The sequence below is a fragment of the Rhizobium sp. BT03 genome (assembly GCF_030053155.1).
GTDB lineage: Bacteria > Pseudomonadota > Alphaproteobacteria > Rhizobiales > Rhizobiaceae > Rhizobium.
Map to the genome: position 1 here is coordinate 3,686,555 of NZ_CP125640.1, position 26,854 is coordinate 3,713,408.

General features: G+C 62.4%; 21 protein-coding genes and 1 pseudogene. 6 read left to right on the plus strand and 16 right to left on the minus strand.

Going from position 1 to position 26,854, the window contains the following annotated elements; all coding sequences use genetic code 11:
- Window positions 1-30: 30 nt before the first annotated feature.
- From QMO80_RS17915 to QMO80_RS17940, 6 genes are all read right to left on the minus strand, one after another.
- The gene (locus tag QMO80_RS17915) at window positions 31-3,360 is read right to left on the minus strand and encodes an efflux RND transporter permease subunit (protein ID WP_283197722.1); all 3,330 of its coding nucleotides are present in this window, start codon (window positions 3,358-3,360) and stop codon (window positions 31-33) included.
- Between the two features lie 12 nt (window positions 3,361-3,372).
- Complete coding sequence (locus QMO80_RS17920; protein ID WP_283197723.1) at window positions 3,373-4,563, minus strand: efflux RND transporter periplasmic adaptor subunit; 1,191 nt, start codon at window positions 4,561-4,563, stop codon at window positions 3,373-3,375.
- 396 nt (window positions 4,564-4,959) lie between these two features.
- Window positions 4,960-5,931, minus strand: coding sequence for an ABC transporter substrate-binding protein (locus QMO80_RS17925; RefSeq protein ID WP_283197724.1), 972 nt, complete (start codon window positions 5,929-5,931; stop codon window positions 4,960-4,962).
- 59 nt (window positions 5,932-5,990) lie between these two features.
- On the minus strand, window positions 5,991-7,118 hold the full coding sequence (locus QMO80_RS17930) for an ABC transporter permease (RefSeq protein ID WP_283197725.1): 1,128 nt from the start codon (window positions 7,116-7,118) through the stop codon (window positions 5,991-5,993).
- Window positions 7,115-8,044 (minus strand): ABC transporter permease, encoded by a 930-nt coding sequence (locus QMO80_RS17935; RefSeq protein WP_283197726.1) that lies wholly within the window; start codon window positions 8,042-8,044, stop codon window positions 7,115-7,117. Before QMO80_RS17935 ends, QMO80_RS17930 begins: the two co-directional genes overlap by 4 nt.
- A gap of 231 nt (window positions 8,045-8,275) precedes the next feature.
- The gene (locus QMO80_RS17940) at window positions 8,276-9,061 is read right to left on the minus strand and encodes an ABC transporter ATP-binding protein (protein WP_283197727.1); all 786 of its coding nucleotides are present in this window, start codon (window positions 9,059-9,061) and stop codon (window positions 8,276-8,278) included.
- 94 nt (window positions 9,062-9,155) lie between these two features.
- On the opposite strand from QMO80_RS17940, the gene QMO80_RS17945 reads away from it, so the two are divergent.
- Window positions 9,156-9,569, plus strand: coding sequence for a cupin domain-containing protein (locus QMO80_RS17945; RefSeq protein WP_283197728.1), 414 nt, complete (start codon window positions 9,156-9,158; stop codon window positions 9,567-9,569).
- Between the two features lie 58 nt (window positions 9,570-9,627).
- On the opposite strand, the gene hydA is transcribed toward QMO80_RS17945, so the two are convergent.
- Together hydA and QMO80_RS17955 are read right to left on the minus strand one after the other, a co-directional pair.
- On the minus strand, window positions 9,628-11,082 hold the full coding sequence (gene hydA / locus QMO80_RS17950; protein WP_283197729.1) for a dihydropyrimidinase: 1,455 nt from the start codon (window positions 11,080-11,082) through the stop codon (window positions 9,628-9,630).
- 133 nt (window positions 11,083-11,215) lie between these two features.
- Window positions 11,216-12,469 carry a Zn-dependent hydrolase gene (locus QMO80_RS17955; RefSeq protein ID WP_283197730.1) on the minus strand — a complete coding sequence of 418 codons (1,254 nt, stop codon included), beginning with the start codon at window positions 12,467-12,469 and terminating at the stop codon, window positions 11,216-11,218.
- A 274-nt stretch (window positions 12,470-12,743) separates the two neighbouring features.
- On the opposite strand from QMO80_RS17955, the gene QMO80_RS17960 reads away from it, so the two are divergent.
- Window positions 12,744-13,421 (plus strand): TetR family transcriptional regulator C-terminal domain-containing protein, encoded by a 678-nt coding sequence (locus QMO80_RS17960; protein ID WP_283197731.1) that lies wholly within the window; start codon window positions 12,744-12,746, stop codon window positions 13,419-13,421.
- A gap of 3 nt (window positions 13,422-13,424) precedes the next feature.
- On the opposite strand, the gene QMO80_RS17965 is transcribed toward QMO80_RS17960, so the two are convergent.
- The 3 genes from QMO80_RS17965 to QMO80_RS17975 form a co-directional block, all read right to left on the minus strand.
- On the minus strand, window positions 13,425-15,992 hold the full coding sequence (locus QMO80_RS17965; RefSeq protein WP_283197732.1) for an HWE histidine kinase domain-containing protein: 2,568 nt from the start codon (window positions 15,990-15,992) through the stop codon (window positions 13,425-13,427).
- Entirely contained in the window at window positions 15,989-16,525 is a 537-nt protein-coding gene (locus QMO80_RS17970; RefSeq protein WP_283197733.1) for a biliverdin-producing heme oxygenase, read from the minus strand. The genes QMO80_RS17965 and QMO80_RS17970 overlap by 4 nt, the downstream gene beginning before the upstream one ends.
- A gap of 176 nt (window positions 16,526-16,701) precedes the next feature.
- A complete protein-coding gene (locus QMO80_RS17975) occupies window positions 16,702-17,601 on the minus strand; it encodes a LysR family transcriptional regulator (protein WP_283197734.1) in 900 nt (299 codons plus the stop codon).
- A 103-nt stretch (window positions 17,602-17,704) separates the two neighbouring features.
- Here QMO80_RS17975 and QMO80_RS17980 point away from each other — a divergent pair, with 103 nt between their 5' ends.
- The gene (locus tag QMO80_RS17980) at window positions 17,705-18,727 is read left to right on the plus strand and encodes an NAD(P)-dependent alcohol dehydrogenase (RefSeq protein WP_283197735.1); all 1,023 of its coding nucleotides are present in this window, start codon (window positions 17,705-17,707) and stop codon (window positions 18,725-18,727) included.
- A gap of 36 nt (window positions 18,728-18,763) precedes the next feature.
- On the opposite strand, the gene QMO80_RS17985 is transcribed toward QMO80_RS17980, so the two are convergent.
- The gene (locus QMO80_RS17985) at window positions 18,764-19,174 is read right to left on the minus strand and encodes a rhodanese-like domain-containing protein (protein WP_283197736.1); all 411 of its coding nucleotides are present in this window, start codon (window positions 19,172-19,174) and stop codon (window positions 18,764-18,766) included.
- Window positions 19,175-19,245: 71 nt separating this feature from the next.
- Between QMO80_RS17985 and ftrA the strand changes: the two genes are divergently transcribed.
- The 3 genes and pseudogenes from ftrA to prfH all read left to right on the plus strand — a co-directional run.
- On the plus strand, window positions 19,246-20,247 hold the full coding sequence (gene ftrA / locus QMO80_RS17990; protein ID WP_283197737.1) for a transcriptional regulator FtrA: 1,002 nt from the start codon (window positions 19,246-19,248) through the stop codon (window positions 20,245-20,247).
- 197 nt (window positions 20,248-20,444) lie between these two features.
- Window positions 20,445-21,668 (plus strand): RNA ligase RtcB family protein, encoded by a 1,224-nt coding sequence (locus tag QMO80_RS17995; RefSeq protein ID WP_369685925.1) that lies wholly within the window; start codon window positions 20,445-20,447, stop codon window positions 21,666-21,668.
- Window positions 21,655-22,251, plus strand: a pseudogene (gene prfH, locus QMO80_RS18000) (peptide chain release factor H); the annotation flags it as partial. The gene QMO80_RS17995 and the pseudogene prfH, both read left to right, overlap by 14 nt.
- Window positions 22,252-22,313: 62 nt before the next feature.
- Here prfH and QMO80_RS33040 read toward each other — a convergent pair.
- The 4 genes from QMO80_RS33040 to QMO80_RS18015 form a co-directional block, all read right to left on the minus strand.
- Window positions 22,314-22,466, minus strand: a complete 153-nt coding sequence (locus QMO80_RS33040; protein ID WP_369685942.1) for an SEC-C metal-binding domain-containing protein — start codon at window positions 22,464-22,466, stop codon at window positions 22,314-22,316.
- Between the two features lie 208 nt (window positions 22,467-22,674).
- Window positions 22,675-23,988, minus strand: coding sequence for an NAD-dependent dihydropyrimidine dehydrogenase subunit PreA (preA, locus tag QMO80_RS18005; RefSeq protein WP_283197740.1), 1,314 nt, complete (start codon window positions 23,986-23,988; stop codon window positions 22,675-22,677).
- A gap of 15 nt (window positions 23,989-24,003) precedes the next feature.
- Entirely contained in the window at window positions 24,004-25,365 is a 1,362-nt protein-coding gene (locus QMO80_RS18010) for an NAD(P)-dependent oxidoreductase (RefSeq protein WP_283197741.1), read from the minus strand.
- A gap of 423 nt (window positions 25,366-25,788) precedes the next feature.
- A complete protein-coding gene (locus QMO80_RS18015; RefSeq protein ID WP_283200218.1) occupies window positions 25,789-26,784 on the minus strand; it encodes a sensor histidine kinase in 996 nt (331 codons plus the stop codon).
- Between the last annotated feature and the right edge of the window lie 70 nt (window positions 26,785-26,854).

Here is a 26,854-nt window from a genome sequence, read left to right on the forward strand (position 1 = left end):
TCCCGGCCCGTTTCATTTTCGGGGCTTTGCTTATTCCGCCGCAAACGGCGGCAGGCGCAGCACGTTGGTGTCGTTGCCTTTGGTGTTCTTGCGCTTGCTTTCCGGCGTTTCGATTGCGGTCAGACGCTCCTCCAGCGAGTCGATGTCTTCGCGGTTTTCGCGGGTGACACGGGTGAGATCCTCGCGCGACAGCGGCAGCTCCTCCTCGTCTTTCCGGCCGACCAGGCGACCGAACATCCAGCCGAGCAGGCGGGACAGATCGTCCATGATCAGGAAGAAGGACGGCACGACGACGAGCGAGAGCACCGTCGAGACGATGATGCCGCCGATCACCGCGATCGCCATCGGCGCGCGGAACGAGCCGCCTTCGCCGACGCCGAGCGCGGACGGCAGCATGCCTGCCGACATGGCGATCGAAGTCATGATGATCGGCCGGGCACGCTTTCGGCCGGCTTCGACCATGGCCTCGACGCGGGCCATGCCCTGATGGCGCATCTCGATCGCGAAATCGACGAGCAGGATGGCGTTCTTGGTGACGACACCCATCAGCATCAGGATGCCGATCATCACAGGCATCGACAGCGGATTGCTGGTGATGATCAGCGCCGCCGCGACGCCGCCGATGGCGAGCGGCAGCGAGAGCAGGATGGTGAAGGGCTGAATCACGTCCTTGAAGAGCAGGATCAGCACCGTCAGCACCAGCAGCAGGCCCATCAGCATGGCGTTGACGAAGCTCTGCTGCATCTCGGACTGCACCTTGGTGTCGCCGCTTTCGGCAAGATGCACCGTGGCCGGGATATTGGCCGCCTTGACGATCTCGCGGAAGCGGGCCGAAGCCGTGTCGAGGGCTACGCCCTGCGGCAGATCGGAGCCGATCGCCACGACGCGGTAGCGGTTGTTGCGCTTGATCGAGCTTACGCCTTCCGAGTAGTCGATATTGGCGACGCTTGCGAGCGGAACGGTGCCGCCGCTGGCGGTCTGGATCTTCAATGCGCGGATGGCAGAGAGATCGCGGCGCATGTCGACTGCCGCCTGGACCCGGATCGGGATCTGGCGATCGTCGAGCGAGATCTTGGCAAGGGCCGCATCGACATCGCCGATGGTGGCGACACGGATCGTCTCGGAGATCTGCTGCGGCGTGATGCCGAGGCGTGCGGCCTCATCCTTGCGTGGATAGACCTGCAGTTCCGGACGGGGCAGGGCGCCGTCGGCGCTGACATTGGCAAGCAGCGGATCGGCGCGGAGCTTGGATTCCAGGATGCCGACGGCGTCGTTCAGGTCCTTCTCGTTCTTGGAGAGGAAGTTGAAGGAGAGGTCGCGTTCGCCGCGGTCGTTGAGCTTCAGGATATGGACGTCGGGAATGTCGCGTAGCTTGGCGAAGACTTCCTTTTCGATATCCCATTGCGGACGTTCACGGCCGTGGACTTCCACCTTTGGCAGCATCGGGCCGATGAGGGGGATGCGGCCGAGCCCGTCATTGACCATCTTCTTGATCAGCGATTGGTCGAGCTTGTGGAGGGCGAGCGTAATGGTTGCGCGGCGCAGTTCGAGATCGCCCTTCGGCGATGCGCCGCCGAGGACGAAGACGCTTTCGACGCCGTTGATATCCTTGACCCTTTCATAGATCGCATCGGTCGTCTTCTCAGTATCGTCAAGGCGTGCATTGGGCGGCAGCTCAACGGAGAGCACGATGCGCGAGGCATCTTCCGGCGGCAGGAAGCTGCCGGGCACGAACATGAACAGCGAGATGACCGAACCTACCGTGAAGACGAAGGCGACGATCAGGGTCGTATAACGCCAATACCACTTGCGGGTCGTGCCTGTGACGAGGCGCGTATAGCCCTTCATCAGCAGGCCGTCATTGTCGTGATGATCGTCGACGCCGTCTTCCGCACGCATCAGATAGGCGGCCATCATCGGGGTGATGAGGCGTGCGACCATCAGCGAGAAGAAGACGGAGAAGGCGACGGTCAGGCCGAACTGGATGAAATACTGGCCCGGAATGCCCGGCATGAAGGAAACCGGCACGAAGACGGCGATGATGGTGAAGGTGGTGGCGATGACGGCAAGGCCGATTTCATCCGCCGCCTCGATCGCTGCCCGATAGGGCGTCTTGCCCATCTTGATATGGCGGGCGATGTTCTCGATTTCGACGATCGCGTCGTCGACCAGGATGCCGGTCGCGAGCGTCAAGGCGAGGAAGCTGACGAGGTTCAGCGAGAAGCCCATCATGTCCATGACCCAGAAGGTCGGGATCGCCGACAGCGGCAGGGCGATGGCCGAGATCAGCGTCGCGCGCCAGTTCCGCAGGAACAGAAGGACGACGATGACGGCGAGCAGCGCGCCTTCGAGCAGTGTATGGATAGCGGCTTCGTAGTTGCCATAGGTGAAATAGACCGAATCGTCGATCAGTTCGATCTTTACGTTCGGGTTTTCGCTGCGAACCTTGTCGAGGCTCTGCGCCACGGTTTCGGCGACGCTGACTTCGCTGGCACCCTTCGAGCGGAAGACGCCGAAGGTGACGACAGGCGTATCGTTGAAGCGCGAGAAGGATTTCGGCTCTTCATAAGTGTCCTTGATGACACCGAGATCGGACAGCTTGACGAAGCGGCCGTTCGGCAGCGCAATCGTGGTGTCTGCGAGCTCGGCGACATTGCGTGCATCGCCCAGAACACGGATCGCCTGTTCGCTGCCGGCCACCTGGCCGCGGCCGGAGCCGAGGTCGATGTTGGTGCCGCGCAGCTGCTGGTTGACGCTGGCCGCGGTGATGCCATAGGCATCGAGCTTGCCGGGGGTGAGTTCGATGCGCACCTCGCGCTCGGCGCCGCCGTACCGGTCGACGCGGCCGATGCCGGCCTGTCCCTGCAGCGATCGCTTGACGGTATCGTCGACGAACCAGGAAAGTTCTTCCAGCGACATGTCGGGCGAGGACACGGCGAAGGTCTGGATCGCCTGGCCCTCGACATCGACCTTGGTGACAATAGGCGTTTCAGCCGTCGCCGGCAGATCGCTGCGGATGCGGTCGATCGCATCCTTGACGTCCTGCACGGCCTGTTCCGTCGGCACTTCCATGCGGAACATGACGTTGGTCTGCGAGCTGCCGTCGGTCACCGTCGACTGGATTTCGTCGATGCCGGTAATCGAGGCGATCGCGTCCTCGATCTCTTTCGTCACCTGCATTTCGAGTTCGGCGGGCGAAGCGCCGCTCTGCGTCACGCTGATCGAAACGAGGGGAACGTCGATGTTCGGGAAGCGCGTGATCGGCAGCTTGTTGAAGGACTGCATGCCGATGAATATCAACAGGCAGAAGGCCAGCAGCGGCGCGATCGGGTTTCGAATGGACCAGGCTGAAAAATTCATCGGATGGTCTCTTTAGTTGGAAGCCGGGGGCTGTTCACGCACCGGCGTGATGTGGTCGCCGTCACGGACATAAGCGCCCGCCTTGGCCACGACCTCGTCGCCGCTCTTCAATCCATCGACGATTTCGACATAGGCGCCGTCCTGGATGCCGGTCTCGACCTTGGCGAATTTCACTACGCCATCCTCCACCTTGCGGGCCGACGAGCCTTCGTTGCCTGTCAGTACGGCGGTCAGGGGAAGCGATACGCCCTCCGTCTCGCGAACGATGATCTCGGCGCTGCCATACATGCCGGAACGCGCCTTGCTGTCGTCGTCGATGGAGATATGGACGAGGCCGAGGCGGGTGGTGGGATCGACGGTCGGCGACACCAGGCGCACGGCGCCGGACAGCTTCTCGCGGCTGCCGGACAGCGAAATCGTCGCCTTCTGGCCGGCCACGACCCTGACGATGTCGCTTTCGGCGACCTCGGCGACAAGCTCGACATCGCCGTCGCGGATGAGGGTGAACAGCGGATCGCCGTTGCCGGCGGCAATGGCGCCGACCTTGGCGTTCTTCGCCGAGACCGTGCCGGCCACCGGCGTCTTTACATCGGTGCGCGCCAGCTTCAGATCCGCATCGGCGATCTGGCTGTCGAAGACCTTGAGATCGGCTTCGGCGACCTCGATCGCCTGTTCGGCGGAGACGACGCGGGCATTGGCGGCGGCGGCCGTTGCATCGGCCTGCTCGACCTGGGCGGTGGAAACCGTGCCCTTCTTGACCATTTCCTGGGCGCGGGCCTGCTGCTGCCTTGCCTGTTCGGCATTGGCCTGCGCCTCGATGAGCTGGGCGCGCAACTGGGCGAGGCTTGCCTCGCCCTTGGCTTTCGTCGCCATCATCTGGCTCTTCTCCAGCACCAGCGCGTCATCGTTGAGCGTCGCCAAGGTGCTTTCCGCCTCAACCTTGTCGCCGATATCGGCCTTCAGCGTGCGGATCGACAGACCTTCCACCTGCGGCTGAATATAAACTTCCTCGACAGGCTTGATCGTTCCCGTGCCGATGACCCGGTCGACGAGTGTCCGATTCACAGCCTTTGTGACGACGATCGCCGGCAGGTTCTGCTGCGGTTTTTCGACCGGCTTTTCCTGCGAAAATGCGGTGGATGCAGCGAGAGCCGCTGCAAAAAGGGTAACGGCGCCTAGAATTCCAATCGGCTTGCGTGCCATGCGTCTTCGTCCAATCTTGTAACAAGCTTAGCCGAACTCGCGCGTCTGCCACTCAGCTCGCGATTAGGCCACTGCCTTCCTGCATTCTCAGGGGTATCCGCACATCATTGCCGTCTTCGTCCCTCGCCGGCAAATCGGCTCTTAGTTGGTATCGATTTGCTCGATATGCAAGCCCGGCGGAAAACAATTCCCCATGAACCGATAATAATTACCATCGAAACCTGAATCAATCACCGGAGGGTTATGCGAACATGACGATGATTGATCCTGCTTCTTCCCCATGACGTTTGACACCCAATAAGTGCGACAGCTGCAAGGCGTTTTTTTCATCGGCGCGGAAAAAAGAAACGCGCGGGGAGATCTCCCGCGCGTTTCGCTTCGCATTGTTTGCCGCGATTATTTGGACGCGGCGTCGGTGATGTCGTGCGTCCAGGCGCCGGAGGGCTCCTTGCTGATGATCTTCTGGTCGAGAAGCGCCTTTGCCGTGCGGGCATAGAGCGCTTCGTCCAGCTTGCCGGAGCCGTCGCCGACGAGCTTGGCGACTTCGCCCATCATGCGCTTCTGGTGGTTCTCGTCCTGGCCGCCATTGTCCATGACGATCTCGGCGGCTTCGTCGGGGTTTTCGGTCGCGTACTTCCAGCCCTTCATCGAGGCGCGGACGAATTTGACCATCTTCTCCTTGAAGGCCGGGTCCTTCAGCTTGTCTTCCATCGCGTAAAGGCCGTCTTCCAAGAGGTCGTTGCCCATCTCGGTATAGTTGAAGACCGTCAGCTCCTCCGGCTTGAAGCCGGCATCGATCGCCTGCCAGTATTCATTATAGGTCATGACGGAGATGCAGTCGGCCTGCTTCTGGACGAGCGGCTGCACGTCGAAGCTCTGCTTCAGCACGGTGACGCCGTTCGCGCCGCCTTCGGTGGAGAGGCCGAGCTTGTTCATCCAGGCGAAGAAGGGATATTCGTTGCCGAAGAACCAGACGCCGAGCGTATGGCCCTTGAAGTCGGCTTCGGTCTTGACCGGGCCATCCTTGCGGCAAATCATTTCCAGGCCCGATTTCTGGTAGGGCTGGGCGATGTTGACGAGCGGAACGCCCTTTTCGCGGGCAACCAGGGCGCCGCCCATCCAATCGACGATGACATCGGCGCCGCCGCCGGCGATCACCTGCTCGGGGGCGATATCGGGGCCGCCCGGCTTGATATCGACGTCGAGACCTTCTTCCTTATAGAAGCCCTTGTCCTTGGCGACGTAATAACCGCCGAACTGGCTCTGCGTGACCCATTTCAGCTGCAGCACCACCTTGTCGGCGGCCATCGCCTGGGCAGCAGCCAGCGTCATCGCGCTTGCCATCATTGCAACCATCAACTTTTTCATTTTCTTGTCCTTACCCTCTGAAGTTATGCCCGAACCCCATTTGCGAGGCCCGCGCGCGTCTAGCCACCACGGATAGACGGATGCCAGAATGTCACCGCCCGTTCGGTCAGGGCGATGATGCCATAAAAGATCGATCCGGCCAGCGCCGCGATGGCGATTTCCGCCCAAACCATGTCGACATTCATGCGGCCGATCTCGGTGGAGATGCGGAAGCCCATGCCGACGATCGGCGTCCCGAAGAATTCGGCAACGATGGCACCAATCAGCGCCAGCGTCGAGTTGATCTTCAGTGCGTTGAAAATGAAGGGCATGGCGGCCGGTAGCTTGAGCTTGAGCAGCGTCTGCCAGTCGCTCGAGGCATAGGTGCGCATCAGATCGCGCTCCATGCTGCCGGAGGCGGCAAGGCCGGCGACGGTATTCACCAGCATCGGGAAGAAGGTCATGATGATGACGACGGCGGCTTTCGACGGCCAGTCGAAGCCGAACCACATAACCATCACGGGTGCCACGCCGATGATCGGCAGGGCCGACACCATGTTGCCGATCGGCAGCAGGCCGCGGCGCAGGAAGGTGATGCGGTCGGCCAGTACGGCGACGACAAAGCCGCTGAGGCAGCCGACGATGTAACCGATCAGCACCGCCTTGAAGATCGTCTGCCTGACGTCGGCACCGAGGATCGGCAGGGAGGCCACGATACGGGCGCCGATGGCGCTCGGCGGCGGCAGGATGATGAAGGGAATGCCGGCGCCGCGCGTCGCGGCTTCCCAGAGGATGAGGATCCAGGCGCCGAAGATCGCCGGGATCAGCAGCTGGAGCGCCGATTTGCCGAAAGCAGTGACTGGCTGCAGTTTCGACAGTTCGGTGACGCATCGCCAGGCAAGCAGCCAGCAGGAAAACAGCAGCAGGAAATAAGCCCGCGTTGCCATGCCCTCATTGCCGGAGAGAGCGGAAAGCAGCATCCAGGCGGCGCCATGCGCGCCGATGAACAGTACGGTGGCGCGATAGGCCGGAGGCTGCGGTGCAAAGGACAGCAGGGCCGCCGCAACGACGATGGTGAAGACAAGGCTTGCCGTGCCGTCGGTGAAGGGCTGCGCCGCGCCTTCGGCCAAAAGCGGCAGGGTGACAAGCGCTGCCATGCAGAAGAGGAGGGCGGTCACGCCCTGCCAGGAGAAGGTCAGGTGTCTCATGCTGGCCTCCCGCCCATGGCGCGATCGACGATCTTCGCCGCAAGGCCGACGATCGCAACCAGGATGCCCGCCAGCAGCGAGCCGGCGACGAGAGCCGCCCAGATATCGATGGTCTGGCTGTAATAGGAGCCGGCAAGCAGCTTCGAGCCGATCCCGGCAACCGCACCGGTCGGCAGCTCGCCGACGATGGCGCCGACGAGGCTGGCGGCGATCGCCACTTTCATCGAGGTGAAGAGGAAGGGGATCGAGGCCGGAACCCGCAACTTCCAGAAGGTCTGCGTCGGGCTGGCATAATAGGTGCGCATCAGGTCGAGATGCATGAGTTCGGGTGACCGCAAGCCCTTCACCATGCCGACGGCGACGGGGAAGAAGGAGAGGTAGGTGGAGATCAGCGCCTTAGAGACGAGGCGGGAAGCGTCGGAATCGAGGTTCAGGAGATGCGCAAGCGCATTGTCGCCGGTCAGTACATTGTAGGAGATGATGACGATCATCGGCGCGATGGCCAGGATCGGTATGGTCTGGCTCGCCACCAGCCAAGGCATCAGCGAGCGGTCCATGGCGCGGTTATGCACGATCAGCACCGCAAGAAGAATGCCGAGCAGCATGCCGAAGCCGAAGCCGAGCAGGGTGGAGGAGAGGGTTACCCAGCTGTGATAGACGAGGCTGCGATTGCTCGAAAGGCTGCGCAGCACGGTGTTCTCATAGACGTTCTGCGCCACCTGATGCGGCGCCGGCAGGATCGGTTTCGGCTGCGCCAGCGTCTTGCCGATGAATTCGAGCGTCGTCGGTGTGGCGCCGGCGCGGCTGTCCATGTCACGCTGGAACGGTGCGTTCATCAGCACGGCGGCGACATACCAGATGGCGATAAGGGCGAGCAGGATGGTGGTGACGGGGATGATCTTGTTTTTGAGGGTGTCGGATTTCACAGCGACTGCCCCCATTTGAGGTCGAATGCGCAGCCACCCCCCTCTGCCCTGCCGGGCATCTCCCCCACAGGGGGGGAGATCGACATGCGGAAACGGCCTCCCCAAACAACGAAAGGCCCCTGATCCAGCGTGGAATCAGTGAGGACCGACATGCTATCCTCTTGCCGATCTCCCCCCTTGTGGGGGAGATGCCCGGCAGGGCAGAGGGGGGTAAGCCTCGAACTCAACCGCCTAAACCTCATGGCTATGCCCCGTCCTCAGCCCTTCGCGAACGCGATGGGCGATCTCCAGAAACTCGGGGGTGTCGCGGATATCGAGCGGGCGTTCGGCTGGCAGCGTCGAGTCGATCACATCGGTGACGCGGCCCGGGCGCGGCGACATCACCACGATCTTGGTCGAGAGATAGACTGCTTCGGGGATGGAATGGGTGACGAAGCAGATCGTCTTGTTGGTGCGGGCCCAGAGTTTCAGCAGTTCTTCGTTCAAATGATCGCGGACGATTTCATCGAGTGCGCCGAAGGGTTCGTCCATCAGCAGCAGGTCGGCGTCGAAGGCGAGCGCGCGGGCGATCGAGGCGCGCTGCTGCATGCCGCCGGAGAGCTGCCAGGGGAATTTCTTCTCGAAGCCGGACAGGCTGACGAGATCGAGCGCTTCGGCGATGCGCCGCGCCCGGTCGGCGCTGGAATAGCCCATGATCTCCAGCGGCAGGGCGATGTTGTTTTCGATGGTGCGCCAGGGATAGAGCGCCGGCGCCTGAAAGACATAGCCATAGGCGCGGGCCTTGCGGGCTTCCTCCGGCGTCATGCCGTTGATCGAGATTTCGCCGGAGGTGCTCTTTTCAAGATCGGCGATGACGCGCAGGAAAGTCGTCTTGCCGCAGCCCGATGGGCCGATGAAGGAGACGAAATCGCCCTTGCGGACATCGAGATTGACATCGCTCAGCGCATTCACCGGGCCGTCATTCGCCTGGTAGGTGAGACAGAGATCCTTGGCGGATACGACGGAGGGTGCTTGCATCAATGCGACCGTTCTTGTTTTCGCCGCGGGGAGGCGGTTTGCGTGTTACCATCGCCGCAGGCCCTGCCGGCGGCACATTTCATGGAGGAAGAGAATGGACGCGACATCACAACCCACCTGCCACATCGTTCGGCCCAACCATGCCTATGACGGCAAGCAGGGGCTCAGCTATTTCGAAGGGATAGCGGCCGAGACGGTCGGCGCCAAGGGCATCTGCATGCATCTCCTGACGATCCCGCCCGGCGTGCGCGCCAAGGCGCATCTGCATGAGGCGCATGAAACGGCGATCTACATGCTCTCCGGCGAGGCCCATACCTGGTACGGCGACCGGCTCGAACACCACATCGTCGTCCATGCCGGCGAACTTTTCTATATCCCGGCCGGCGTGCCGCACCTGCCGGCAAACCTCAGCAGCACGCCGTGCACGGCGGTTATCGCCCGCACCGACCCGAACGAGCAGGAAAGCGTCGTGCTGCTGCCGGAGCTGGATGCGCTGGTGCCGGCCTGAGGTCATAGGCATGGAGAGGCCGTTCCCCGGTTGATGGCGGTATCGTCGCGCACCATCATCACACGCCGGTCGCCGGAATGCCGCTGCGCGTCACCTTACGCGGGGCGGTGATCTCCTTCCACTGGGACAGCGCCTTGCTGACGGCCGTCACCGGTTCGCGCCGGACGAACTCGCCGTGGCCCTCCTGGGTCTTGATGGTGCTCTCCTCGATCGCGACGACGCCGCGCGTCAGCGTGTAGCGCGGCAGGCCGGTCACTTCCTTGCCTTCGAAGACGTTGTAGTCGATCGCCGACTGCTGAGCCTTGGAAGAGATGATCTTGGACCGCTTCGGATCCCAGACGACGATATCGGCATCGGCGCCGACGAGGATAGCGCCCTTCTTCGGATAGATGTTGAGGATCTTGGCGATATTGGTCGAGGTGACGGCGACGAATTCGTTCATCGTCAGCCGGCCGGTGTTGACGCCGTGGGTCCAGAGCATCGGCATGCGGTCTTCAAGGCCGCCGGTGCCGTTCGGGATCTTGGTGAAGTCGCCGACGCCGAAGCGCTTCTGTGCCGTCGTGAAGGCGCAATGGTCGGTGGCGACGACCTGCAGCGAGCCGGAGGCAAGCCCCGCCCAGAGTGAGTCCTGATGCTGCTTGTTGCGGAAGGGCGGCGACATGACGCGGCGGGCGGCGTGATCCCAGTCGGGATTGGAGTATTCGCTCTCGTCGAGCGTCAGGTGCTGGATCAGCGGTTCGCCGTAGACACGCATGCCCTTGGCGCGGGCGCGGCGGATCGCTTCATGCGCCTGCTCGCAGGAGGTATGAACGATATAAACAGGGCAACCGGCCATGTCGGCGATCATGATGGCGCGGTTTGTGGCTTCGCCCTCCACCTCGGCGGGGCGGGAATAGGCATGTGCCTCGGGGCCGTTATTGCCTTCGGCCAGCAGCTTTGCCGACATCGAGGCGACGACATCGCCGTTTTCGGCGTGCACCAGCGGCAGGGCGCCGAGTTCGGCGCAGCGCTGGAACGAGGCGAACATCTCGTCATCGTCGACCATCAGTGCGCCCTTATAGGCCATGAAGTGCTTGAAGGTGTTGATGCCCTTGTCGCGAACGATGGTCTCCATCTCCTTGAAGACCTGCTCGCTCCACCAGGTGACCGCCATGTGGAAGGAATAATCGCAATTGGCCCGCGTCGATTTGTTGTCCCACATGGTCAGCGCCTCGAGCAGCGACTGGCCCGGGGCGGGAAGGGCGAAATCGACCACCATGGTCGTGCCGCCGGAAAGGGCCGCGCGCGTGCCGCTCTCGAAGTCGTCGGAGGAATAGGTGCCCATGAAGGGCATTTCGAGATGGGTGTGCGGATCGATGCCGCCGGGCATGATGTAACAGCCGGTGGCGTCGAGCGTCTCGTCGCCCGAGAGGTTCGGGCCGATCTCGACGATCTTGCCGCCGTCGATCTTGACGTCAGCCTTATAGGTGAGGTCGGCCGTGACGATGGTGCCGTTCTTGATGACTGTGGTCATGATCGTTCCCTATTCTTTATCGTTGTTCGGCAGGCGAATAAAAGCTCGGCAATTCGGAGCTGAATTCGAGGCGGCCCTGCAATGCTGCCAGGATCGTTTCCAGCACCGAGCGCCGCTCGCGCGAGATTAGACATCACACCACGATCTCCGCCGTCTCGACGACCGCATGAAACAGCACGTCGGCGCCCGCCGTCGCCCATTCCTTGGAAATCTCTTCCGCCTCGTTATGCGAGAGCCCGCCGACGCAGGGGCACATGACCATGGTGGCGGGCGCGACCTTGGCGGCCCAGCAGGCGTCGTGGCCGGCGCCGGAGATGAGGTTCATGTGGGTGTAGCCGAGCCGTTCGGCGGCGGAGCGGACCGCGGTGACCAGCTTCTCGTCGAAGGTAACAGGCGCGAAATGGCCGATCGCCTCGATGGAACAGCCGACGCCCAGCGCGTCGCAGATGCCAGGGGCTTCCGCCTCGATCTTTGCCCGCATGCGGTCGAGCTTGGCCTTGTCGGGCGAACGGATGTCGACGGTGAAAACCACCTTGCCGGGCAGCACGTTGCGGGAGTTTGGGGAAAAGAAGACCTGGCCGACGCCGCCGACGGCGCCCGGCTGTTCGCCCATCGCCACGCCCTGAACCATTTCCAGGATGCGCGACATGGCAAGACCGGCATTGACGCGCATGTTCATCGGCGTCGAGCCGGTATGGGCTTCCTTGCCGGTCAGCGTGAATTCCAGCCACCACAGGCCCTGACAGTGGGTGACGACGCCGATCTGCTTGTCCTCGGCTTCGAGGATCGGGCCCTGTTCGATGTGATATTCGAAATAGGCATGCATCTTGCGGGCGCCGACCTCTTCATCGCCGACCCACCCGATGCGCTTCAGCTCGTCGCCGAACAGATTGCCCTCGGGATCGCGGCGATTATAGGCAAAGTCGAGGCTGTGCACGCCGGCGAAGACGCCTGAGGCCAGCATGGCCGGAGCAAACCGTGCGCCTTCCTCGTTCGTCCAGTTGGTGACGACAACAGGATGTTTGGTCTTGATGCCGAGATCGTTCATGGTGCGCACGACTTCGAGCGCCGCAAGCACACCGAGAACACCATCATATTTGCCGCCGGTCGGCTGGGTGTCGAGGTGTGAGCCGACATAGACCGGCAGGGCATCGGGATCGGTGCCGGGGCGGGTGGCGAACATCGTGCCCATTTGATCGATGCCCATCGTCAAGCCCGCTTCGTCGCACCATGTCTTGAAAAGGCTTCGGCCCTCGGCATCGGTATCCGTCAGCGTTTGGCGATTGTTGCCGCCCGCAATGCCAGGGCCGATCTTCGCCATATCCATGAGACTGTCCCAGAGACGGTCGCCATTGACGCGCATGTTCTCGCCTGGTGCTGCCACCATTTTTCAAGCCCTCACCTGTTTGCGGCAGTCATGCAAAGGGCATGCCCGCCTGTTCCCGTGGTCTATTCCTGCGCCTCTTATTGGTTTTGTCGAGCGCTGGAAAATCGCCAGTTGCCTTTGTTTTTCATCTGGCGGATAATTTGACCGATTGGTAAACATTACAACTTCCACCGCCGGGCTCAAGACGAAAATCACGAAAATTGCCAATAAAAATACGGGCAGTTGCTCAAGAAAGCGGCAGGGACATCTTCCTGCCAAAACTTGAGCGAAGAAGTTGAATTTCAAGGGGAAACGACAGCCTGTGACCATACCGAGAGCAGCGAAAACTCTGAGGCGGACGCGAATCCAGGAGGAGAAGGAAGAGCAGATTCTAGAGGCGGCGCTCGACGTGTTTTCGGCAAGCGGCTTCCGCGGCTCGACCATCGACCAGATCGCCGAAGTGGCCGGCATGTCGAAACCCAACCTGCTTTATTATTTCCGCACGAAGGAAGCCATGCACCGGGCGCTGATCGACCGGGTGCTCTACACCTGGCTGGAGCCGCTGCGCGCCTTCGACGCCGAGGGTAATCCGGAAGAGGAAATCCGCAGCTACATCAGACGCAAGCTGGAAATGGCGCGCGATTTTCCGCGCGAGAGCCGGCTTTTCGCCAATGAGGTGCTGCAGGGCGCGCCGCATATCGAGGACGAGCTCAAGGGGCCGCTGAAGGAACTGGTCGACGAGAAGGCGGAGGTCATCCGCGCCTGGGCGAAATCAGGCAAGATCGCCAAATGCGATCCCTATCACCTGATTTTCTCCATCTGGTCGACGACGCAGCATTACGCGGATTTCGACGTGCAGGTGCGTGCGGTTCTCGGACAGGAGCATTCCGGCGACGGGCGCTTCGAGGATGCGGCGCGGTTTCTGGAACAGCTCTTTATCGGCGGGCTACGGCCGGATCGCTCGGAGAGCTGACGGTTATCGCTTTCTGGCAAGTGGCAGACGGGCGAGGGTGTCGGTCACACCTTCCATCGTATAGGGTTTCTGCAGCACGGGCGCGTCCGAGTGGCTGTTCGCCTGGGCGATGCCCTCGCCATAGCCCGTGGCAAAAACGAAAGGCACGCCTTCGGCCGCCAGCCGGTCGGCAATCCCGAAACTCGTCTCATCGCCGAGATTGACATCGAGAAGGGCCAGATCGAAGGACTGGCCGGCCAGGATCTGCATCGCCTCGGCGACACTTGGCGCCGTTGCCACGTCGGCGCCCATCCGGCGCAGGATGTCCTCCCCATCCATGGCGATGATCAGGTTGTTTTCCACCAGCAGCACCTTCAGCCCGGAGAGCGGCTGATGATCGCCGGCAATCGTCCGGCGTTCGGCCGTTCCGACCGGCGCTGAATTTGAGCGCTCGCCCGTTGGACCAACGACAAACCGCGCCGGAATACAAAAATCCGCTTCGAGACCGTCCTTGACGTAGCGGACATCCGCCTGGCCGCCGAGGTCATAGGGGATCGAGCGCCGGATGATCGTCGAACCGAAGCCCTGGCGTGTGGGTTCGATGACGGGCGGACCATTCTTTTCGCGCCAGCCAATCTGCAGATTGGCTTCGTCGTCGCGATGCCAGCCGAGTTCGACCGTGCCGCCGGTGCCGGAAAGGCTGCCATATTTGGCGCTGTTGGTCATCAGCTCATGGAAAACAAGGGCGGCGGTGGAGAAGGCTTGCGGCTCCAGCAGCACGTCCTCGCCGTTCATCCGAATACGCTCCGCGTTTTTGCCGAGATAGGCGGCGGTCTCGGCCATCAGCAATTGCCGCAGCGAGGCCGGCGCCCAGTGGTCGCGGGTGATCTGGTCATGAGCGCGGGCGAGCGACTGGACACGGCCCTCGATCTGGCGGATGTAGTCGCCGACGCTGACTGACGTCGTCTGCGATTGCCGAATGATGCCGGTGATGAGGCTCAGAATATTGCGGACGCGATGGTTCAGCTCGGCGATCAGCAGTTCCTGGCGCTCGTTTGCCGTCTGCCGCGCCATGCTGGCCTCGTCGGTGAGACGCAACACCACTTCGATCAGCGTGACGCGGATGGTCTCGGCGACACGGCGCTCGGCCTCGGTGAAGGGCAGGGAGCGGCCGCGCACCAGTTCGGACCAGGCCTCGAAACTCTTGCGCGGCGTCAGCCGCGGACCGTTGGGGCCGTATTCAACCGGCTTGTGCGGATCGCCGCCCCAGCGGACCGTGCGCACCAGCTCCTGACGGAAAAGCACGACATAATCGCGCGGCGAGCGCGAGATCGGGATGGCGAGCATGCCGGCCACCGCATCGTCGAGCTCGAGATCGGGATAGGTCTCCGCCAACCTGTCGACGGCATAGATGCGGCCGGCGGCATTGCGGTTGAGATGGCGGACGAGGGCTGCGAAGCCTCTCTCATCCGGCCCGATGCCGGCAAGCGCCAGCCGGCCGTTGATCCAGACGCCGATGCCGTCGGCAGGAATGGCGTCGGCGAGCGCCTCGATCAGCCAGGCCGGATCGTCGAGCAGGCTGGCATTGTCGGCGACGGAGGTAAGAAGCCGGTCGGCGATGCGGCGCGCCTTGGTCTCGTAGTCGAGCGCCAGCCGCCGTTCGCGGCTTTCAAGGCGCGAGGCAAACATCTGGCCGAACAGTTCGGCGGTGGAGCGGCTTTCGGCCGAGGGCAGGCGCGCGCCGTAATGGTGGCAGGCAAACAGACCCCAGAGCTTGCCGTCGACGACGATCGATATGGAGAGCGACGCGCCGACGCCCATGTTTTTCAAATATTCGATATGGATCGGCGAGACCGAACGCAAAACCGACATGGAGAGATCGAGCGGCTGTCCGTGCTCATCGCGTTGAGGCAGGATCGGGACCGGGACGGCGTCGACATCGGCAATGATGCGGAACAAGTTGCGCAGATAGAGCGCCCGCGCCTGCACCGGAATGTCGGACGCCGGATAGTGCAGCCCGAGGAACGAGCCGATGCCGGCCCGGGCGGCCTCCGCCACGACTTCGCCGGAGCCGCCGTCGTCGAAGCGATAGACCATGACCCGATCGAAGCCGGTCAGGGCGCGTGCCTGCCTTGCCCCATCGCGAAAGAAAGCCTCCATCGTTTCCGTGTGGTCGAGGCGGGACATCATGCTGCGCATGGAGAGGGAGGGGGCGTTGCGCCTGTCTTCCTGGCAGCGCTCGCCTTCGACGATGACTCCACCGTCATTCATGTGCACGGCAAGATCGAACTTGTTCTGATCCGAGGTCAGAGCAATGCCGAAAATGCGCTCGACGACGTCGGAACCGCGCAGCGTGGTCAGCTTGTTGCGGATTGTGTGGAGCGACTCTGGCGTGATCAGCGAGGTGACAGGGCGGCCGAGCGCGTCTGCCTGCGCAATGCCGAGGAACTCCGCCAGATTTGCCGAGGCGCGCGTGACAATCCAGTCCGAGGATATCGCCAGCAGAAAACCGAAGGGCTGAACCGCGCCGAGCTGATGGATCGGCTCGCGGTCGCAGTTGGTGAGGTCGACGGGTTCAATCGTGCCGCTCATGAGACGGCTTCCAGTTCGAGTTGCCCAGCTTTGAGGAAGAGGCCGAAAACATCGCGGGCTGCGAAAATGGCGGCCGCGGGATCGTCTATACCGCTGGCATCGAGACGATCCATGAAGATCCTCGTGGCGCCCTTCGGACCTTGCGGTGTGAGGTAGCTGCCGGGCAGGTGGTCGGGCACGGATTTGGCAAGCAAGGCGCCCCCGAGCTTGGAGCCTTCGAGCACGTAGAGGGCGCCCCAGAGCGCTGCCTCGCTGTGCAATGCCGGCGGCGGAAGGAGCGGGGGCAATGGATCGCCGAGTTTCCGGATATCGGCCAACAGCAGCTGCGTGCGCCGTCGTTCCGGCCAGTCGGGCAGCAGGCCGATGATTCCCGCATCCTCAAGGGCATCTTCGGTGGCCGGCACGATCCGGGCATGGGCGCGAAGGAATGTCCTGTATTGCTGTCTATGGGAGAGATCGAACGTACCGAAAAGCTTGTCGACCTCGGCGTGGCAATCTGCTGTTTGTGCGCGGAGTACGCTGCGAAGTGACATGCGGACCGTGTTCTAAGGAATATGGCATAGGATGCCGTTCATGCCGGATGGCAAATTGGCGATATATTGCAGCATCGCTGTATTTCCAGACAAACCTATAGAAAAACATGGGCTTCCCCTCTTCTCCGCAGCTCGTTGTTCGCCTCCTTCGAATTTTCAAAAGGCGCGGCCGGACATCAGCCCATCAGGCGCGGTAGATCGGCCGCCAGCATATCGATGGCTAGGCGCACCTTCGGCAGCATGACGGGCGATCTCGGCCAGACGGCATAGGCGTCGAAGATGCTTGGCGGCCTATCGGTCAGAACCCGCACAAGTTCACCCGACAAGACCCTGTCGCGCACCAGCCAGCAGGTCAGCCAGGCAAGCCCTCGGCCTGCGACAGCGGCGTCGGCTATCGAGGCGAGATCGTCGAGCCGCAGTCGCGATTTCGGCAGAATTTCGCGTGCGGGCCCCGCGACAGCTGGAAAGGTCCAAGCTTTGTCGTTGTCACCCCGGCGATAGACGATGCCCTGGTGACGGGCGATATCGTCCAATGTTTGCGGCACCCCATATTTTTCCAGATAAGCGGGCGAAGCGCAGACGGTCATGGGCTGTCGGGCGATCGCCCGCGCCATCAGGTCGGGATTGTCTTTCAGCGGGCCGTTGCGAACGGCAAGGTCGAAACCGTCCTCCAGAAGATCGACGACGCGATCGCTGAAGGAGAGGTCGAGTTCGAGATCCGGATGGTCGTCGAGCAGGCGGGCCAGGATCGGGGCGGCGCAATGGCGGCCAAACAGCGTCGGCATCGATACGCGCAGCCGGCCGCGGACTTCGCGCTTGCCGGATTCAAGCTGGGCCTCGCCGATGCGGATTTCCTCGACGGCTCGCAGGCAGCGCTCGTAGAAGAATCGGCCTTCGTCGGTCAGGTTCTGGGCACGGGTCGTGCGGTTGAAGAGCCGGACGCCGAGCCGTTCTTCGAGCCTCGCAATCGTCTTGCTGATCGCCGAGCGGGTGAGATGGAGCCGCTCGGCGGCGGCCGAGAAACCGCCAGCCTCGACGGTCTCGACAAAGATTGAAATTCCCTTCAACTGCTCCATATTTGTTTCCTAAACGGCACCATTCTGACGATTTAATATCGCAACTAGAGAGGAATATTCAACGATATATCTGCTGCTCCGCCCATCGAGAAGGAGCATAAAAATGCAGACGACAAGACAATGGCAGACCGATGCCATCGGCCCGCGGGCCAATCTGAAGATCGGCGAGGGTAGAATTCCCGAGGTGTCAGGCGCGATGATCCGGGTGCGCACGCAGGCCGTCTCCCTCAATTTCCGCGACAGGCTGGTGCTTGAGAGCGGCATGGGCCTGCCGTTGCAATTCCCCTTCGTGCCGGCCTCGGACATGGCAGGCGAGGTCGATGCCGTCGGGCCTGAGGTCACCCGCTTCAAACCCGGCGATCGGGTGATCTCCACCTTTTCCCCGGATTGGATCGATGGACGCGGGCCTGGTACTGCCCGCAACCCGCCTTACCAGACGCGCGGGGGCTTTTATCCCGGTGTACTTTCCGAGCACACAGTGCTTTCCGAGGAATGGTTTTCGCTTGCACCGAAAACGCTCGATGAGGCCGAAGCAAGCACATTACCGTGCGCTGGACTGACGGCTTGGTTTGCGCTCGTCGAATGCGGCAAGCTCAAGGCTGGCGACAAGGTGGTGGTCCAAGGAACCGGCGGTGTAGCGCTCTTCGGTCTGCAGATTGCCAAGGCGCATGGCGCCGAAGTCTTCATCACATCAGGCAGCAGCGAAAAGCTCGAACGTGCATCGGCCCTCGGCGCCGATCATCTGATCAACCGGCACGAGGGCGACTGGGTGGAGCAGCTCCATCAACTGACCGGCGATTATGGCGCCGACCATGTGCTCGAAATCGTAGGCGGGCCGCATCTCGGCCAGGCGCTGAAGGCTGTGGCGGTCAACGGCCGCATTTCGGTGATCGGCGTGTTCGAAGGTTTCGAAGTGTCGGCTCCCGTGGCGCCATTGCTTCTCAAAGCGCCTGTCGTGCAGGGAATTACCGTCGGCCATCGCCGGGCGCTGGAGGATCTGGTACGAGCTGTCGATCGGACCGGGCTGAAGCCCGTGATCGACAGGCGCTATTCTTTTGAGGAACTGCCGCAGGCGCTCGATCATCTCTATCGCGGCCCGTTCGGCAAGGTCGTCATCGAGTTCTGAGAGTTGCGCTCCCCTCCTTCAGAGGGGAGCGTTGTTCTATTCGGCGGCAATGGCTTCGCTTTCAAAGGCGAAACCCTCGTCGGCCCAGCCAGTCATGCCGCCGATCATCAGCTTGGCCTTGAGGCCGAGCTTGGCCAGGCGGAAGGCGGCCTTGTCGGCGCCGTTGCAGTGCGGACCGGCGCAATAGACGACGAAGAGGGTGTCCTTTGCCCATTCCGACATGCGGTGCGCGGTCATCTTCCCGTGCGGCAGGTTGATCGCGCCCGGCAGGTGGGATTGCGCAAACAGCGCCGGCGAGCGCACGTCGAGGAGGATGAAATCGACCTTGGCGCCGGCAAAGGCGGCGTGGACATCCGAGCAATCGGTTTCGAAGGTGAGCTTGGCGGCATAGTGGGCGGCGGCGAGATCAGGCTCGGCGGCTGGGATTTCGGCGACGGGGCTTGGCATCGGTCTTTCCTTTCAATGTTGGAGTTGCCGCCTGGTATCGCCGATGCTAGAGCTTTGCGAAATTGGCCATCATGACCGACGGCGTAAAGATCATGCCAAATTCATCGCCGCAGCAGACGAAAGGACCGTTGGTCGCAGTGCTTGCCTATGACGGGCTCTGCACCTTCGAGTTCGGCATCGCCTACGAAGTCTTCGGCCTGCCGCGCCCGGAGATGGGTGAGAGTTGGTATCGCTTCTCGGTCTGCGGCATCGAACCGGGTCCGCTGCGCGCCGCGGGCGGGCTGACGGTCGCGGTCGACAATGGGCTGGAGGTGCTCGACGAGGCGGATCTGATCGTCGTGCCCGGCTGGCGGGCGATCGATGCGCCGGTGCCGGAGCCGCTTGCCGCAGCGCTCAAGGCAGCGCATCAGCGCGGCGCGCGCATCATGTCGCTCTGTTCGGGCGTTGCGGTTCTGGCCGGATCGGGACTGCTTGCCAACCGCAGGGCGACGACGCATTGGCGTTATGTCGCTTCGATCGCCGCACGCTATCCCGACATTGCGCTCGATGCCGGCGTTCTCTACATCGACGAGGGCAGCCTGCTGACGGCGGCCGGCAGTGCCGCCGGCATCGATCTCTGCCTGCATGTGGTGCGCGGCGATTTCGGCGCGGAGGCGGCAAACAGCGTCGCCCGCCGCCTCGTCGTGCCGCCGCACCGTGAAGGCGGACAGGCGCAGTTCATCCACGCGCCGGTCCCCGAGGCGCGCGAGGGCATCCGCCTGGGGCCGCTGATCGAATGGATGCGGGCAAGCCTTTCCGAGCAGCAGCCGATCAGCCTGCTTGCCGGAAGAGCGGGCATGAGTATGCGCACCTTCCAGCGCCGCTTCGAAGCGACGACGGGTCTCAGCGTCGGCGAATGGCTGCTGAAGGAGCGGCTGCGCCATGCCCGCGATCTGCTGGAGAAAGAACTTGCCGTTTCGCTCGACGACATCGCCGTCGCCAGCGGCTTCGGCACGCTGGCGACGATGCGACATCATTTTCGCAGGCGGCTCGGGACGAGCCCGAGCGCCTATAGGCGATCGTTCGGCGATTGAGCCACCTCACGCTTGCATTTATGTCTCACTTCGCCTAAACGGGCGCTCTATTGTTCTGGAAAGGGAGCGCCACGATGACGAATATCTCCGCACGCCCCGAGAGGGTTTCGGCTTAAGTCGGCCAACGGGCTGATGATGCCGGTTGAACATCGCCGTTTCCGGTGATGAAAGACCACTCATATCCAGAGTTCATTATCATGGGCAATTCTATCGGGAGCGGAAGCTCCCCGATGATGTCGGCGCCAGGTTCGGCGGTCATCAATCGTTTCTTTTCCGGCTCTGCCTGGATCGAAGGCGCTGCCTTGGACCAGCTCGACGAGATGTCGCGCCTGCCGGGTGTTTCGGAAATCGCCGCCTTTCCGGATCTGCATCCCGGCAAATATGGTGCGACCGGCGTCGCGCTGCTGTCATCTCGGCTGCACCCGCTGCTGATCGGCAACGATATCGGCTGCGGGATGTCGCTGTTCGGCCTCGATCTGCCGTTGCGCAAGCTGAAGATCGACAAGGCGGCGGAGCGGCTTCGCCGGCTCGACACACAGTCCATCGGAGAGGGGCGCGAGTGGCTCACCGAGATAGGTCTTGCCGCCGATCTGGCGCCCGATGCCTTGGGCACGATCGGCGGGGGCAACCATTTTTGCGAGCTGCAGGCGGTGGAATATGTTGCCGAGGGCGGGCGCGCTGCCGGTCTCGACGATCAGGGCCTTTATCTGCTTGTTCATTCCGGCTCGCGCGCCCTTGGCGCCGCGGTTTTCTCGGAGGCATTGGCCGCTCATTCGGGACTTGCCGCCGGTCTCGATCCCGGTTCGGAGGCGGGCGCTGCCTGGCTTGCGAACCATGACCGCTGCGTTGCCTGGGCATCGCTGAACCGGCGACTGATCGCAACACGGGCGGCTCAAGCACTTCGCGCCGACCTGCGTCTCATCGCCGACATACCGCACAATCTCGTTCGCCGCTCAGATCGCGGGTTTGTGCATTATAAGGGCGCTGCGGCCGTCGCACCCGGCGAACTCGCGCCGATTGCGGGATCTCGGGCCAGCCTCAGCCATGTCGTTGTCGCGAGTGCCGAGATCGGCCGTTCGCTCGGCGGCATTTCTCATGGGGCCGGCCGCAAATATGATCGCGCCACCATGCATGGACGGGTCGGCCGCAACCGGTCCGAACGCGAACAGTTGCTGCGCAATTCCTGGGGCGGTATCGCGATCTGCGACGATCGTGCCCTCGTCGTCGAAGAAGCGGCGTCGGCCTACAAGGATGCCGGACAGGTGGTGAGCGATCTCGAAAAGGCGGGGCTGATCGTCGGGCTTGCCAGCCTGCGGCCGCTTGTCACCTTCAAGAAGGCGGTTGATGAGGCGGAGGTCGAACAGCGCCGACGAAAGCCTGAATATCGCAGGGAAGGAGGGCGCGGTCATGAGCGCTATTGATCTTCTCGTGACGTCGGGCAACGGTCCGGTGGAGTGCCGGATGGCGCTCGCCGCACTTCTCGGCATCATCGAGCGTGAGGCACTCGCGCTTGGCTGTACTTTCGAGGCCAGCCTCGGTCCGATGCCGGATCGACACGGTGCGAAGTCGGCGATCGTCAGCCTCGATGGTCTCGAGGCGGAGCGGATTGCCAACGGTTATTGCGGCACGATCAGGTTCACCTTCAAGAGCTCGGTGCGTCCCGGTCACAAGCGGCAGAACTGGTACGTCGCGGTTCAGCGTATCGAACCGGGGCCGGAGGGTAGTGAGGTGACGATCGATCCGGCCGACCTGCGTTTCGAGACGCTGAGAGCCGGCGGGCCGGGCGGGCAGCACCAGAATACGACCGACAGCGCCGTTCGTATTCTGCATCGACCGACCGGCCTGGTGGTGACGGCGCGTGACGAACGCTCGCAGCACCGGAACAAGGCCCTGGCGCTTCGGCGTCTCGAAGCGATGTTGCATCAAATTAAGGTTGAAAAAGAGGAGGCGGCCAAATCCGGACGCTTCATCGCCAACCGGACCATCGAACGAGGCAATGAGGTCAAGGCTTTCAAGCTGTGGGCCAATAATAGACGGCGCCCTTCGATGGAGGGCGCCGTCCACGTTCAATCGCGGTCTCTAAAAATAGTGATCCCGTTCGATGCCGTCAAAGCGGCCGGATCGCAGGCAGCAATTCTTGAAAACCGCCTCCTGGAGCCGCAGGGACAGGGATCGTTGCGGCCGAGTTTTTCGATCAGTTCGACGTCGCCATGAACGATCTGCGAGCCGGTCTTGACCCGGGCTTCGGACGGGAAGGATTTACGCCGTTTCGACGTAACCTCAAAAGCTGAAGTCGGTGAGGTGTTTGCGAGCCATGGCTGCCTCCTCTCGGTTACACGCTGCGATGGTGCAGCATGATCCCCCTAGAGCCATTGCGGGCTCAGTGCAACGCCGCGGATTAAACTTCTCCGCGGCGTTGCAGGCCGATCACTCCGCGGCCTGGCGGGCCATCGGGTTGTTCGGATGCGTCGTCCAGTTGGCGTAGTTCGGGTCGACGGTGCGGCCGGTGCGTTTATCGAGGGTGCCGGCAGCCAGCGGTTCCATGGTGATGCAGTTCTCGACCGGGCAGACGTTGACGCAGAGATTGCAGCCGACGCATTCCTCTTCGATCACTTCGAAATGACGCAGGCCGTTGACGACGTTGGTGATCGCCTGGTGGGAGGTGTCCTCGCAGGCGATGTGGCAGCGGCCGCATTTGATGCAGGCATCCTGGTCGATCTTCGCCTTGGCGATGTAGTTGAGGTTCAGATACTGCCAGTCGGTGACGTTGGGGACGGCGCGGCCGGTAATGTCGTCGAGATTGCGGTGGCCCTTCTCGTCCATCCAGTCGGAGAGGCCCGAAATCATCTCCTGCACGATCTTGAAGCCGTAGGTCATGGCGGCGGTGCAGACCTGGACGTTGCCGGCGCCGAGAACGAGGAATTCGGCAGCGTCGCGCCAGGTGGTGATGCCGCCGATGCCTGATATCGGCAGGCCGTAGGTTTCGGGATCACGGGCGATCTCGGCCACCATGTTCAGGGCGATCGGCTTGACGGCCGGGCCGCAATAACCGCCATGGCTGCCCTTGCCGCCGACCGTCGGGTTGGGGGCGAAGTTGTCGAGATCGACGGAGACGATCGAGTTGATCGTGTTGATCAGCGAGACGGCATCGGTGCCGCCGGCCTTGGCGGCGCGGGCCGGACGGCGGACATCGGTGATGTTCGGCGTCAGCTTGGTGATGATGGGCATGCGGGTGTACTGCTTGCACCAGCGCACGACCATTTCGATATATTCCGGCACCTGGCCGACGGCGGAGCCCATGCCGCGCTCCGACATGCCGTGCGGACAGCCGAAATTGAGTTCGACGCCGTCGGCGCCGGTCTCTTCGACGAGCGGCAGGATCGATTTCCACGCCTGTTCCTCGCAAGGCACCATGATCGAGGCGATCAGCGCCCGATCCGGCCAGTTCATCTTGACCTGCTTCATTTCCCGGAGGTTTGTGTAGAGGTCGCGGTCGGTGATGAGCTCGATATTGTTCAGGCCGAGCAGGCGGCGGTCTGCGCCGAAGATCGCGCCGTAACGCGGGCCGTTGACGTTGACGACCGGCGGGCCTTCCTCGCCGAGCGTCTTCCAGACCACGCCGCCCCAGCCCGCTTTGAAGGCGCGCTCGACGTTGTAGGCCTTGTCGGTCGGCGGCGCGGAGGCTAGCCAGAACGGGTTGGGCGACTTGATGCCGACGAAATTATTGCTGAGATCAGCCATTGTTCATTCTCCCCTTCAAGCGACCGCGACAGCCGGAGCGGCGGCTGCGGACAGGGTGCGATGGATGGATTCAGCCGCGTCGCGGCCATGGGCGACGGCGGAAACCGTGAGATCGTCGCCGCCGAAGACGCAGTCGCCGCCGGCCCAGACGCCGTCGAGCGAGGTGTGGCCTTCGACATCGACGGCGATACGGCCGGATTCCATGCGCAGCGAACCGAGGCCGGAGGCATCAAAGCTCTGGCCGATCGCCTTGAAGATCTGGTCGGCGGCGATGACGCCGGTCTCGCCGGTGCCGATAAGGCGGCCTTCGACAAGCTTGGTGTACTCAACTTCGATCGCGGCGACCTTGCCGTCCTGCGACAGGATCGATTTGGGCGCCAGCCAGTGGCGGATGATGACGCCCTTGGAGCTTGCCAGATCCTGCTCGTATTCCGAGGCGTTCATCTGCTCCTTGCCGCGGCGATAACAGATCGTCACTTCCTCGGCCCCGAGCAGCTTTGCCTGCACGGCGGCGTCGATCGCCGTCATGCCGCCGCCAAGAACGACGACACGGCGGCCGACGGCGATTTGGCTCTTGTCATCGGCCTGGCGGAGTGCGGCGATGAAATCGACGGCGTCCTCGACGCCGGCGAGGTTTTCGCCGTCGATGCGCAGAGCATTGACGCCGGCAAGGCCGATGCCGAGGAAGACGGCGTCATATTGCGCCTGCAGATCGGCGAGCGAAAAATCGCGGCCGAGAAGCGCGCCGTGGCGGACATCGATGCCGCCGATCGAGAGGACGTAATCGACTTCCTTCTGGGCGAAATCGTCGACCGCCTTATAGGTGGCGATGCCATATTCGTTGAGGCCGCCGGATTTTTCCCTGCCGTCATAGATGACGACCGAATGGCCCTTCACGGCCAGACGATGGGCCGCAGCAAGGCCGGCCGGTCCCGCGCCGACGACGGCGATCGTCTTGCCGGATGCTTCGGCCCTGGCATAGAACTGCCTGCCGGCCTGCATGGCGGCATCGGTCGCGTAGCGCTGCAGGCGGCCGATCTCGACGGGGCGCTCTTCGGCGGTGTTGCGCACACAGGCCTGTTCGCAGAGTTCTTCGGTGGGACAGACGCGGGCGCACATGCCGCCGAGGATGTTCTGATCGAAGATCGTCTTGGCCGAGCCCAGCGGATTGCCGGTCGAAATCTGGCGGATGAACAGCGGAATGTCGATTGAGGTGGGACAGGCCGTCATGCACGGCGCGTCATAACAGAAATAACAGCGATCGGCGGCGACCAGCGCCTCATGATTGTCGAGGCGCGGATGAAGATCGGAAAAATTAGCCTCATACTCGGCGGGCGAAAGCCGGCCGGCATGAATCCCGGTTTCCAGTCGTTCCATTGAAGTTCCCTCATTATTGGTAAACGGCCTGTGAGAGAAAGCGTAACTCAGGTTTAAAAATTTATCAAACGGTAAAATTTTGACGAGCCCGTCTTGAGTCTCGACTGGTAAGTGGCTGTTTTATCGACTTAATTTTCAGGGGTGTCTGTCGTTGAAATGATCAGGCGAGCCGCCGGAGACGGGCATCCGAAAAAAGATTCAAAAAAGTCGAATTTTTTTGCCGGCGGAGGGAACCAATGTCCGAGGTTGGCGTTATTGCGATATCCGGATGGTGATCGCATCGACCCAACATGCGCGCCCCCAACCCACTATCCGGACGTACTCACGGTCCCCTCCCGGTGAGTGAAGACAGCCGGTGCGCCGCCCTCGCACCGGCTGTTTTTCCGTTCGCCGGTTCCTGTTTCCCAGGCTTTTCCCAGACTCTCACACGCGCTTGAAAATCTCGAATTCGGTTTCCGGAATGGTCAGACGATATTCGATGCGGCCGGGAACGAGGTTCAGCTCCGCCTTGCCGTTGACCGACGAGGGCACGACACGCTCGAGCACAGTGCGGCCGAAGCTGTTGTCGCTGAATTCGTGGACTTCCGCCTGGTTCTGCAGCACCTCGGCCCAGGTGACTTCGATCGCCTTCCTGTCGCCGATCATGGCGTCGCGGCAATTCAAGGTGATCGAGGCGGCGCCACCTGAGATCGCGCCATAGGAGGCGGAGTTAACGATGAGTTCGTGGAGGGCGAGCCCGAGATGCACGGCGGCATTCGGAGTCAGATGGGCATTGATGCCGTAGATCGGCATGGAGCCGGCCGTTTCCGGCCAGTAGGGAGCGAATTGCTTTTCGGCCAGTTCGAAGAGATAGGCACCGCGCCAGCTTGAATCGGTGATCAGATCCTGCGAGTTGGACAGCGATTGCAGCCGTCCGCGGAATTTGAGCAGGAAGCTGTCGAGGGAGAGCGTGTTGCGCGCCGTCTGCGTGGCGATGCCCTGGATGATGGCGAGAAGATTCTTGGAGCGGTGCGAAAGTTCGCGCAACAGCGATTTCAGGACTTTTTCACGATGCCGGCTTTCGGTGACTTCCGCCATCACCGACAGAAGTCCATGGGTGCCGCGTTTGCCGGTGCGCTGGATCTTCAACTCATAGGTGCGCATTTCGCCGTCGACGTCGATCTCGACCTCGGCATTGTTGGGCATACCGGTTTCCAGCACCTTGTTTTTCAGCGCCGTCAGATACCGGCCGTGCGCGTCGCCGAACAGGGCAGCATCACCGTCGCCGGGCGTGAAAAGTGCAGCGAAATGCGGCGGCAGATTTTCGGCATAGAAGATTGCCAGCCGGGCATCCTGGCAGAGGATTGAAATCCCGGCGCTGCCGAGCGCGCGCTCCATCATTGCGGCTTTGCCCTCGAAGGTAAAAGGCATGCCGGACAATGGTTCAGTCGTACTCACTCGGCCGCCTTTCCTTGTGACATCTTGAACGTTGCTGAAGGAAGCGCCCATA

Coding starts and splice junctions, on each gene's coding strand:
- QMO80_RS17915 (WP_283197722.1), bottom strand. CDS start 3,360: ATGAATTTTTCAGCCTGGTCCATTCGAAACCCGATCGCGCCGCTGCTG.
- QMO80_RS17920 (WP_283197723.1), bottom strand. CDS start 4,563: ATGGCACGCAAGCCGATTGGAATTCTAGGCGCCGTTACCCTTTTTGCA.
- QMO80_RS17925 (WP_283197724.1), bottom strand. CDS start 5,931: ATGAAAAAGTTGATGGTTGCAATGATGGCAAGCGCGATGACGCTGGCT.
- QMO80_RS17930 (WP_283197725.1), bottom strand. CDS start 7,118: ATGAGACACCTGACCTTCTCCTGGCAGGGCGTGACCGCCCTCCTCTTC.
- QMO80_RS17940 (WP_283197727.1), bottom strand. CDS start 9,061: ATGCAAGCACCCTCCGTCGTATCCGCCAAGGATCTCTGTCTCACCTAC.
- QMO80_RS17945 (WP_283197728.1), top strand. CDS start 9,156: ATGGACGCGACATCACAACCCACCTGCCACATCGTTCGGCCCAACCAT.
- hydA (WP_283197729.1), bottom strand. CDS start 11,082: ATGACCACAGTCATCAAGAACGGCACCATCGTCACGGCCGACCTCACC.
- QMO80_RS17955 (WP_283197730.1), bottom strand. CDS start 12,469: ATGGTGGCAGCACCAGGCGAGAACATGCGCGTCAATGGCGACCGTCTC.
- QMO80_RS17965 (WP_283197732.1), bottom strand. CDS start 15,992: ATGAGCGGCACGATTGAACCCGTCGACCTCACCAACTGCGACCGCGAG.
- QMO80_RS17970 (WP_283197733.1), bottom strand. CDS start 16,525: ATGTCACTTCGCAGCGTACTCCGCGCACAAACAGCAGATTGCCACGCC.
- QMO80_RS17975 (WP_283197734.1), bottom strand. CDS start 17,601: ATGGAGCAGTTGAAGGGAATTTCAATCTTTGTCGAGACCGTCGAGGCT.
- QMO80_RS17980 (WP_283197735.1), top strand. CDS start 17,705: ATGCAGACGACAAGACAATGGCAGACCGATGCCATCGGCCCGCGGGCC.
- QMO80_RS17985 (WP_283197736.1), bottom strand. CDS start 19,174: ATGCCAAGCCCCGTCGCCGAAATCCCAGCCGCCGAGCCTGATCTCGCC.
- ftrA (WP_283197737.1), top strand. CDS start 19,246: ATGACCGACGGCGTAAAGATCATGCCAAATTCATCGCCGCAGCAGACG.
- QMO80_RS17995 (WP_369685925.1), top strand. CDS start 20,445: ATGGGCAATTCTATCGGGAGCGGAAGCTCCCCGATGATGTCGGCGCCA.
- preA (WP_283197740.1), bottom strand. CDS start 23,988: ATGGCTGATCTCAGCAATAATTTCGTCGGCATCAAGTCGCCCAACCCG.
- QMO80_RS18010 (WP_283197741.1), bottom strand. CDS start 25,365: ATGGAACGACTGGAAACCGGGATTCATGCCGGCCGGCTTTCGCCCGCC.